Origin of the sequence: Prevotella conceptionensis 9403948 (assembly GCF_000312305.1) — a bacterium.
Lineage (GTDB): Bacteria > Bacteroidota > Bacteroidia > Bacteroidales > Bacteroidaceae > Prevotella > Prevotella conceptionensis.
On the sequence record NZ_HE999443.1, the window covers coordinates 126,904 to 137,579 of the forward strand.

The 10,676-nt window shown below is 47.8% G+C and carries 9 protein-coding genes; 3 read left to right on the forward strand and 6 right to left on the reverse strand.

Annotation, left to right across the window (positions count from 1 at the left end; translation table 11 throughout):
* Positions 1-549: tyrosine-type recombinase/integrase (locus tag BN93_RS00410; RefSeq protein ID WP_019186379.1), on the forward strand; the 549-nt coding region annotated here is incomplete at its 5' end.
* A gap of 158 nt (positions 550-707) precedes the next feature.
* On the opposite strand, the gene BN93_RS00415 is transcribed toward BN93_RS00410, so the two are convergent.
* The 6 genes from BN93_RS00415 to BN93_RS00440 form a co-directional block, all read right to left on the reverse strand.
* On the reverse strand, positions 708-1,736 hold the full coding sequence (locus BN93_RS00415) for a M28 family peptidase (RefSeq protein ID WP_019186380.1): 1,029 nt from the start codon (positions 1,734-1,736) through the stop codon (positions 708-710).
* 319 nt (positions 1,737-2,055) lie between these two features.
* Positions 2,056-3,876 carry a membrane dipeptidase gene (locus BN93_RS00420; protein ID WP_019186381.1) on the reverse strand — a complete coding sequence of 607 codons (1,821 nt, stop codon included), beginning with the start codon at positions 3,874-3,876 and terminating at the stop codon, positions 2,056-2,058.
* 160 nt (positions 3,877-4,036) lie between these two features.
* Entirely contained in the window at positions 4,037-4,504 is a 468-nt protein-coding gene (locus tag BN93_RS00425; RefSeq protein ID WP_009230649.1) for an Lrp/AsnC family transcriptional regulator, read from the reverse strand.
* A gap of 217 nt (positions 4,505-4,721) precedes the next feature.
* The gene (locus BN93_RS00430) at positions 4,722-5,699 is read right to left on the reverse strand and encodes an FKBP-type peptidyl-prolyl cis-trans isomerase (RefSeq protein ID WP_019186383.1); all 978 of its coding nucleotides are present in this window, start codon (positions 5,697-5,699) and stop codon (positions 4,722-4,724) included.
* Positions 5,699-6,574 (reverse strand): FKBP-type peptidyl-prolyl cis-trans isomerase, encoded by an 876-nt coding sequence (locus BN93_RS00435; RefSeq protein ID WP_019186384.1) that lies wholly within the window; start codon positions 6,572-6,574, stop codon positions 5,699-5,701. The genes BN93_RS00430 and BN93_RS00435 overlap by 1 nt, the downstream gene beginning before the upstream one ends.
* 225 nt (positions 6,575-6,799) lie before the next feature.
* Positions 6,800-7,405 (reverse strand): FKBP-type peptidyl-prolyl cis-trans isomerase, encoded by a 606-nt coding sequence (locus BN93_RS00440; protein WP_019186385.1) that lies wholly within the window; start codon positions 7,403-7,405, stop codon positions 6,800-6,802.
* A 263-nt stretch (positions 7,406-7,668) separates the two neighbouring features.
* On the opposite strand from BN93_RS00440, the gene BN93_RS00445 reads away from it, so the two are divergent.
* Positions 7,669-8,373 carry an SIR2 family NAD-dependent protein deacylase gene (locus tag BN93_RS00445; protein WP_044259470.1) on the forward strand — a complete coding sequence of 235 codons (705 nt, stop codon included), beginning with the start codon at positions 7,669-7,671 and terminating at the stop codon, positions 8,371-8,373.
* A gap of 254 nt (positions 8,374-8,627) precedes the next feature.
* The gene (locus tag BN93_RS00450; protein WP_019186387.1) at positions 8,628-9,047 is read left to right on the forward strand and encodes a lipocalin-like domain-containing protein; all 420 of its coding nucleotides are present in this window, start codon (positions 8,628-8,630) and stop codon (positions 9,045-9,047) included.
* Positions 9,048-10,676 lie beyond the last annotated feature (1,629 nt).

Genomic DNA, 10,676 nt, shown 5'->3' on the forward strand with positions numbered 1-10,676 from the left:
GACCGCTTGGAGGCATCCATCGACCTTTCCAAATGGGAAGGACAACGCAACAGGGCCATTATTGAGGTGCTGTTCAGCTGCGGATTGCGGGTGTCGGAACTTGTTAACCTGAAACTTTCTAACCTCTATGTGGAAGAGAAGTTTGTGCGCGTAACGGGAAAGGGCGACAAAGAGCGGCTAGTACCCATATCTAGCCGTGCGCTTGACGAACTAAACGCATGGTTTACCGACCGTAATGCAATGCGCATTAAGTCGGGCGAGGAGGATTATGTGTTCCTTAATCGGCGCGGCGCGCACCTTACTCGCACCATGATTCTTATCATGATAAAGCGCCAAGCGGTGGCAGCTGGCATCACTAAGACCATTAGTCCGCACACATTGCGCCACTCGTTCGCCACGGCTTTGCTGGAAGGTGGTGCCGACCTTATCGCCATTCAGGCGATGATGGGACACGAGGACATTGCCACCACCGAGATTTATACGCACATAGATACGTCGTCGCTAAGGGAAGAAATAACGAAACACCACCCAAGAAATAAGAAAAGGTGAAAGGGTGAAAAGGTGAAAAGGTGAAAGGGTGAAAGGGTGAAAAGATGGCTGCGCACTTTTAACAGCCTACCTAGTAAACCTAGGATATCTAGAACAACTGGAAAACCTAGAACAACTAGAAGGGCTAGTGAAACCTAGAACCCCCCAATCCTCATCCACTACTTCTCGCTATACAGCGTTTGTATAACCGTTTGTCCCACGGCTTTCAGCGTATTGCGGTCGATGTTTTGCAAGTTATCGTTTAAGGTGTGCCATGTAGGACCAAACGAACTTTGAACACAATCGGGATAAAAGGCGATAATGTCTATCGTAGGAATCTTGGCTTTCTCGTTAAGCGGCACATGGTCGTCGGTAATCATTCCGCCGTCGCTTTTAGGAAAGAAACTACCATAACCTGCGGCACGTGCAGCACGCCATACCCTCTTAACAATGTCGGGAGCAAAAGCTTTCGACATGCCTTCGCGATAGAACTTAGCCCCAATACCGCCAACCAAGTCGAGCAGAATACCGTAACGCGCCTCATAACCAGCAGGCAAGTTGGTGGCGAAATGTTGCGCGCCAAGTGCCCAAGTGTCTTCGCTGTCTTCCTGTCCACTCCATTTTGGCGTGCCCCAATCTTCGGCATCAAAGCACACAAAGTCTACACCAATGTTTAAATTCTTGTTCTGCTGCAGCAGTCGGGCAATCTCTAACATCACCGCCACGCCACTCGCGCCATCGTTTGCGCCATCAATGGGCTTACGCCAGTTGGCACTATCGGGGTCGTTATCGGCCCAAGGGCGCGTGTCCCAATGCGCGCAGAGCAAGATACGCGTAGTAGATTCGGGGTTATAACTGGCCATAATGTTACGACAACGCAACATCGTTCCGTCGTATCCGCGCAGTTCGGCACGTTGGCTCTTCACCTTACAGCCAAAGCTTTCAAACTTCTTGGCAATCCATTCGCCACAATCGTCGTGGCTTTTGGTGTTCATTGCGCGCGGTCCGAAGGCGCATTGAGCGGCAACAAAGGCATAAGCAGAGTCGGCATTAAAGGCCGGCCCCATAGGGTTAAGCTTTTCTGCGGCGGCCATCTCGGCTGCTTCTGCTTCTTCGGTCGCACTATGCGACGGCGAGAACAAGCCCATAGAATAGGCTATGAGGGCTATAACGGCAATCATGATAACTGCTATGATGATTTTTTTCATTGGATGGTAAATATTGTAAATGGGAGTTATGAAGTTAAGGAGTTAAGGAGTTAAGCCAAATGCTGAGATTTTAAAGAGTTTAAAGAGTAAAGATAGTTGACCTGTTGACAAGCTTACCAGTTGACGAGTTGACCAGCTCACCAGTTCGCGAGTTGACGAGTTGACAATTCAGTAGGCGCTAGCCATTCTTTCACTTTTTCACCCTTTCACCTTTAAATGTCTTTTCACTTTTTCACCCTTTCACCTTTAAAGGGGCGCTAGCCATTCTTTCACCCTTTCACCTTTTCACCCTTTCACCTTTAAATGCCTTTTCAATTTTTCACTTTTTCAATTGTACTTCCTTCATCACTCTCAACCAATTGCCTCCCCATATCTTCTCAATATCTTGCTCGGAGAAACGTCGGCGCAACAGTTGGATGGTGAAGTTGATAATTTCAGACGAGTTGGCTATGCCACACACGCCGCCATCGCCGTCGAAATCAGTTCCAAGTCCCACGTGGTCTACGCCCATTACCTTGATGGCATGCTCCAAATGCACCATCGCATCGAGGATACTAGCCTCGCCTTGGGCGAGAAGAAACCCGTGGTAAAGCGTAATATGCGCCACTCCACCCTTCTGGGCGAGCGCGCGCATCTGGTTATCGGTGAGGTTTCGCGGCACATCGCAAAGTGCTTTGCAGTTGCTATGGCTGCAAACAATAGGCACGCTACTAATCTCTAAGGCATCGTAAAAGCTCGATTCGGCACCGTGACTGAGGTCAACCATGATGCCCGTGCGGTTCATTTCTTCGATAACACGTCGGCCAAAGTCGCTAACGCCGCCATGAGTAGCCGTTCCGCGTGCGCTGTCGCAGATGTCGTTGTCGCCGTTGTGACATAGCGTAATGTACGTTACGCCACGTTGGGCAAAGTGCGAAACGTTCGCAAGGTCGTTCTCAATGGCCAACCCGTTCTCTATTCCCAACACAATACTCTTCTTTCCTGCCGCCTTGTTGGCGTAAAGTTGCTGTGGATTTCTGGCCAAAGCCACGTATTGACTGTTCTCGGCAACGATGCTTTCAATCTTATCGAAGATGAGATCGGCGTAGTTTCTCGGACCCGTTACATCGAAAGCAACCTTCTCGCGGAACGTTTCGCCAGACTTAGGCTGCGGCAAATAGGCAACCATCGTGGTAGCATCCTGCCGTCCTTCGCTCATCTTATGCAAGTCTACGAGTATGCGTGGGTCGCGTTGGTCGAACCGAACGTTAAGCGGAAAGAACATCGGCGTGTCGCAATGCGTGTCGAGCGTAAGCACCTTGGCATGCAAACGCTTGGCATCGGCAAAGGTTTGGGCCTGCCTAACGAGCCACTGAAAGAGCGGCAAACCCTGTTCTTCCATCCATTCGGGATGCCATTGCACGCCAAGCAAGGGTTTATGCTCGGTGCTTTCCATCGCCTCTGGGATGCCGTCGACCGTGGCTGCAACGAAACGGAACTTGCTACCTGCGTGGCTAACGGCTTGGTGATGGAACGAGTTGACGTGCAGACTGGTGGCACCGAAGATTTGCGCAGGCAACGAATTGGGTTCGAAATACACCGTTTGTGTGGCCAAATTGCGTTGTGCGTCTTGCGAATGCTGTATCAGCTTATCAGAAAATCGCGGTAAGAAATGCTTGAACTCGCCCTCGGCCAAGCTGCGGCGAACATCGCTAGTAAAATGTTCTTCGATGTCTTGCGCCACCTTTCCGCCTAGTGCCATAGCCATAGTTTGCATGCCGCGACAAATGCCCAGGATGGGTATCTGGCGGTTGTAGGCCAATCGGGTGATGAGAAGTTCGGGCAAATCGCGTTCGGCATTCACCGAATGTAGGCGCGGTGAAGGCTCTTCGCCTGCCCACAGGGGATTGAGATCGGCACCACCCGTGAGTATCAGCCCGTCTATATTGTCGAGCGTGTTAACGATAACGTCTACGCTATCGACGGGTGGAATGAGCACGGGAGTACCGCCTGCATCAACCACTTGGCGATAATAACGGTCCATCAGCATGACACTACCGTCGCGAAAGTTGGCAGTCAACCCGATGACGGGCTGGCGTTTGGCCTGCGGAAACGAGGCGTATATGTTTTGCAAGCTGGCTTGCAAGTCGAAGTTTTGCATAGCTTTTGGGTTAGATTGATGAGGGGGTGGTTGGAATTGTCGGACAAGTCAGACTGGTCGGACTGGTCGGGCAAGTCTGAAAAGTCTGAAAAGTCGGATAGGGCAGTCTGGTAGGTTCTACCCTTAACATCCTGGGCATACGCCCTTTCCCTCAACCTCTTTATTTCTCATCAGGGTCTACCAATATCTCTCGTTTGATGCTTTGTTCGAGCGAAATGAGCGTCTCAGTAGAAACCACACCGGGGATAGTTTGCAGTTTATTGTTAAGCAAGTCCATCAGCTGTTCGTTGTCTTTGGCGTACAACTTAATGAGCATCGTGTACGAACCCGTTGTGAAGTGGCACTCCACAATTTCGTTAATGCTGTTAAGACGTGCCACAACGTTCTTATACATACTTCCGCGTTCGAGATTAAGCCCGATGTAGGTGCATGTAGAGTAGCCCAGGCTCTTGGGGTTGACGTCGAATCCGCTGCCAGTAATCACACCGTTTTCTATCAGATGCTGTACGCGTTGGTGTATGGCTGCGCGCGATACGCCGCACTCTGCTGCCACGTCCTTAAATGGAATACGTGCATTTTGCGACAAGATGTTTAGGATTTTCTTGTCTAGGCTGTCTATTTTCTCCATGTGTTGCTAACGTGTTTTATGTATTTAAGTTGTTTTAATGTGCTTATAAAGCACGAGCAAATGTAAACAAATTAAATGAAATAAGCAACAAAAAGTTAGATAAAAAGGCGCATATTGCGTATTTTGGCAATTGGTTAACGCCTTTAAAGATAAATTAAGAAGTTAGAAACCAGGTCAAAGATGTTCTTTAACCTGGTTTCCACGCCTTCATTTGTGTTTATTTTCTCTTTTTTGCGGCAGGTCTTCCAGCCTTCTTTGCGGGCTTTGCGGCAGGCGTTTCGGCCTTAGCATTGCTCACTTCGGGCTTAGGTTTGTTCACTTTCAGCAATTCTACGGTGAATATAAGCGTAGAATAAGCAGGGATCGACCCCATTTCTCTTGCCCCATAGGCCAAGTCTTGGGGGATATACAGTTCCCATTTGCTGCCAGGGGACATCAGTTGAAGTGCCTCGGTCCAGCCGGCAATCACTTGGTCGGCACGGAAAGAAGAGGTGTCGGGCGTGCGTTTGTAGCTGCTGTCGAACACCGTTCCGTCGATAAGCTTACCTTCGTACTTCACAACAACCTCGTCGGTAGCAGAGGGTTTGTCGCCTGTTCCGTTAGTAATCACCTTATATTGCAGTCCGCTAGGCAGCGTAACCACGCCTGGTTTCTTGGCATTGTCGGCCAACCATTGCTTACCCACGCTGATAGCAGCCTCTACTTTGGCTTTTTTGGCGGCCTCAACACGTTTTTCAAAGAGTTGTTGCGCCTCTTCTTCTGTATATTTGGTGAAGTCTTTTTCCAAGGCAGCAATAAATCCGTTGTAGAAGTTTTTAGCGGCAACAGAGTCTTTCGTTCCGATTAGCTCTTGCTGTACCGAGGGCAAAATGCGCTGTTGGGCCATCTGTGCAATCTGCATACCGGCAGCATAAGCCGTGAAAGCGCCGTCGCCATTGCTTTCCAAAGCCTTACGGAAACCACGCACAAAGTCGGCCATATAAGTGGTATCCACCTTATATTGCTGTTGAATGAAAGCAGCCAGCCCTCTTGTGGCAGCCATACCAGCGGCATAGCTAACCGAGTCTGACGATGTGTTTAACACTACGGGGGCAGCGGTGGTCACCTGCACTACGTCTTTCTTTTTACCTGCGAAGGCGGTATTAAAAGCGGCACTCGCCAAGAGAGCGAGTGCCATAAAGGTTAATTTCTTCATTATTTTTCTCCTACCGAAATCAGTTCAATCTTGAAGATAAGAGCCGAGTAAGGCTTAATGTTTGGTTGTTCGCGCGAGCCATAAGCTTGGTCTTCGGGGATATACACTTCCCAAACGCTACCGGCAGGCATGCGTGTAAGCACCTCTGTCCAGCCCTTAATCACTTGGTTGGCACGCATCGTAACGGGTTCGCCGCGCTGATAGCTGCTGTCGAACACCTTTCCGTCGATGGTTTTACCCTCGTAGTGCACCTTAACGGCCGAAGTGTCCTTTGGTATTGGGCCGTTTCCTTCTTTAATAACGCGATATTGCACGCCATTGGGCAGTGTCTTTACGCCAGGTTTCTTAGCGTTTTCGGCCAAGAACTTCTTACCAGCCTCTTTGTTTGCGCCATAAGTGCTTTCGGCCGATTTCTCTTTAATTTTCTCGGCTTGTGTCTGCACATACTTCATAGCCTCCTCTTGGGTCATGATGCCCTTCTTGTTCTTTGCACCAGTGATGAAGCCTGCGAGGAAATTCTTCATAGAAATAGTCTTGGTAGAATCCTCCCCAAACAGTTCGTGGTTGATGCCCTTCACCATTTGGTTAGAGATTTGTTGGCCAATCTGCACACCTGCATAGTAGGCGGCTTTCTTCTTGTCGTCGCCAGCATTGGCCCCATCGTTCAAGCCCTTAACAAATTCGTCGATGTAGGCAGTGTCTACATTCAAGCCCTTGCTAAGATAGTCGCGCAGGCCTTGCGTTTGACTGTAACCCAAAGCATAGCTTAGGGTGTCGATGTCGTTCTTTAAGTCGGCCTTAGGCGTTGAGTTGCCACAAGCCGAGAATGTAACGGCTGCAATGGCCGTTGCTGCTAAGATTGTTAATTTCTTCATTGATATATAAGTTGTTTTGAGTTTATAAGTTTATGAGGGGGGGGGTAGTAAGCTAGTTGGTGGGGTATATCTGGTTATCTAGGTTCACTAGGCTATCTAGGTTCACTAGGCTATCTAGGTTCACTAGGTTTTCTAGTTATTCTAGGTTTACTAGGCAAGTTGTTAAAATGGCGTAGCCATCTTTTCACCTTTTCACCTTTTCACCCTTTCACCTTTACACGTCTTTTACTTCACCTCAATCAGTTCCACATCAAACACCAGTGTGGCGAAAGGAGGGATGGATGCACCTGCTCCGCGTTCGCCATAACCCAATTGATAAGGGATGAAGAAACGATATTTTGCACCCTCTTTCATCAGCTGCAAACCCTCGGTCCAACCAGCAATAACACCATTTAGGGGGAAAGTGGCAGGTTCGCCACGCTGAATAGAGCTATCGAACATCGTTCCATCAATCAGCATACCCTCGTAATGGCACACCACCTTGTCGGTAGCCTTGGGGCTTTTACCGTTTCCTTCTTTAAGCACTTGATATTGTAAGCCGCTGGGCAGCGTGGTAACACCTTCCTTTTTAGCGTTCTCGCTGAGGTATTTTTCGCCCTCGCTCTTAGCTCCCTTGTACTTCTCAGCAGCCTCTGCGCGCTGTTTTTCCTCTTGTTTTTGGAAGAAATCTTCCACAATCTGCTGTGCTTCTGCCGCAGGAACTTGGGGTTCCTTGCCGTCAATCATGTCCTTTACTGCTTGTGCGAAGTCGGCAGCATTCAAGTCGTTCGCACCCATTTGCGACAATTGGCGGCCAATACCTAGGCCCAAAGCATAACTAAGTTTATCCATAAAATATTGTCTTTTATCTCTTTATTTTTAGTACAATGGCACAAAGTTACGATTATTTATCCTATTCGATACGCATATTTGCAAAAAAAACACTAAATTTGGAGTTGACAAGCCCACCTGCCTGCTTGTTTTCAGATTATGTCTGGATAGAACATCGCCCACAAGCCGATGGCTTAACCGCGCGCAAAGCCGCACCGCACCAGCAGCAAACCATCGCCCCGATGCAAAGTACAGGGATGTTTAACAATTTAAAACGAAACGTCATGAGCACAAAAAACAAACACGTAGTATTTCTTACAGGCGCAGGCATGTCTGCCGAAAGCGGCATAAAGACGTTCAGAGGCAACGACGGACTGTGGGAGAACTATCCCGTTATGCAGGTGGCATCGCACGAAGGATGGCTCGCCGACCCCAACTTGGTGAACCAATTCTACAACGAAAGGCGACAACAGCTGTTCGCCGCGCAGCCCAACAAGGGGCATCAGCTAATTGCCGAACTTGAAAAACGATGCCAAGTAACCGTTATCACGCAAAACGTAGACGACTTGCACGAACGCGCAGGCTCATCGCACGTTATCCACTTACATGGCGAACTGCTCAAAGTCTGCTCCTCGGCCGACCCAAACAATCCGCGCTACATCCGCACGCTAACGCCCGACAACGCCATCGTAATGCCCGATGAGAAGGCGGCCGATGGTTCTCGGCTCCGCCCTTTCATCGTTTTCTTTGGCGAGTCGGTGCCACTTATCGACTTGGCGGCACGCACCGTAAGGCAAGCCGACGTGCTGATTATCATCGGAACATCGCTCAATGTCTACCCCGCAGCCGGCCTACTGGCCTACGCTCCGCCCGCAACACCCATCTATCTTATCGACCCCGAACCCGTAGAAACCACCTACAACCCACAGGTTAAGCAACTGCGCACGGGTGCATCGCAAGGAATGCAAGAGCTGATTGCGAAAATATAAGGCACCATCCAAACAGATTAAAGCAGGTTTTTAGAAATTACCTTTGCGGAGAATTTCTAGAACATGCCTTAACAACACAGCACACCACAGCCCATTACCCTAGGAAAGGAGTTGAGGATAAGGGCGTTTACACTAAACGCAAGTTCCACAATCTGCCTAAAAAAACAAAAAAAGCTTTTTTACTTTTCGCGTTAAGGTCAATTGTTGTAACTTTGCGACAAATTAATTCATCTATAAAGAAAGGAAATAAGTTCATGAAAAGTACCAGTTTAAAAAATCGCGCCTTGCAACTTGCCGCTATGTTCATGGTATTGATTGCAGGCTTATCGTTTATGTCTTGCGCTAGCGACAGCGGCGAAGACGAAGAAGCAAGCCCAATTGTCGGCACATGGCAGTCGCAAGCTAGCAGCAAAGGCACCTACTACATGGTATGTACCGAGTATAAGCAATACTACTTTACCAACGACATCAACAAAGGCAGCACCACAGAGGAGGGAGGTTACACATTCTCCAACAATACACTGACACTCAACCCAAAGGGTAAAGCACCGAGGACGTACAATTGCACATTTAAGGGAGATCGCCTTTTCCTTACCCTCGCTTCTGGCAAAGGAGGCGAATTGCAATTCATACGCTACACACCTACCAAGAGCGTTAAGCGCGTTAAACGCTAACACCACTCTTGCACAACATACAGCCGCCGCACTGCGTACTCACATCAAGTACGTAGTGCGGCGGTTTGTTTTGTTTTCTAAGCACCCGCCAGTGCCGCAAAACAGCCAGACTTACCCCCAACCCCTACCGGCCTCACCCCCAACCCCTCTCCAAGGGGAGAGGGGAGTGATATGCCTTGCGAATTTAACGCCCGCTGGCGACCGATCGCTCAGCTCGTTAACTTGTGAGCCCATCAACTGACGAACTTGTCCACTTGCCCACTTGTCCACTTAAAATCTCATCAACTCAAAAACTCAAAAACTCACCAACTCAAAAACTCAAAACTAAAAAACGCACCAACTCAAAAACTCACCAACTCAAAAACTTAGAAACTCAAAAACTCATCAACTTAAAAACTCAAAAACTGAAGTCGTCTTGACTTTTAATGTTTCTATCCATTAAGAGGCGTTTGTTCTCTCTGTGATGCCAACACAAGATAAGCACCCTTCTCATACACGAAATGCAGGACAAATCAAACCACCGGCTTATAAACTCACGAAAAACTAACAATTCCCGAACACATCAACTTACAAACTGGAAAACTCACAAACACTTCCACTCAAATCTTAAATCATTATCTTTTTATTTTACAATACCACTCTAATTTTCGCTCCGTTCTAGCGAAAATATAGACCATAATGTAGGTAAATCGCCCCTATTTCTAGCCTTTAACGCCTTACAATATGTTCAATTTTAAGAAAACCACCTGCATTTAGCACCATTTTGCCTTTCTATTTTGCTTGCCAGCTCATTGTTTTTGCAGCCCAAAAACCCACTTTTAGACCCCAAAAAACCACTTTTTAACCACCATTTTACCCTTTTTTGCCATGTATTTCATGGTTCTTAAAGGTTTTGTTTATACATTTGCAATGGATGTTTATGCTTTTTGCCTTGCGTTTTGCACCATTTTGCACTGCGTTTTGCACCATTTCACCTTGCGTTTTGCACCAAAACGCACTGCATTTAGCACCAAAACGCACTGCGTTTAGCACCAAAATGCACTGCGTTTAGCGGCATATTGCACTATATTTTGCTATAAATAGCCCAAAAGTTAGTGCAAATAGCGACTTCTTTAAATAAATATTCATTTCGCTGCATTCACATGCTAACCTCTTTTTGCATCAAAACAAACCTTCGCGAGAATCGATTTTTGGCAGCCAAGTGAGCGATTGGTGGATAAAAAGGCACCCATAATGTTAAATTTATTACTAAAAACTACACAAAAATAATTATGCCGTAAACACGCGCGAGTGGGCAACGACACAGAAAACATGTAGGTTTGCAACGGCCGGCGCGAGCGGTTGCAGTGCATGTTGCTCACGACCAACCAAGACGACATCATGGAAAAGCAGAAGTAATCTGCCATTGACAGCCGGGCTTTCAACTTGTAGAGAACGCATGAAACAACTTCCGCCAAGTCGCCTTCTGAAACACAAACACGTTTTGCCACAGACAACTTGGAGCAATATCTCAGGTTTTTATCGTATCCTCGGCTAGTACTTTGTGCATGAGCAGAATGTTTATCTTGGTTTTACCACACAAAGAAAGTAAACTCCACCCAAGTTATAGAACCATTAAAAGTCAAGACA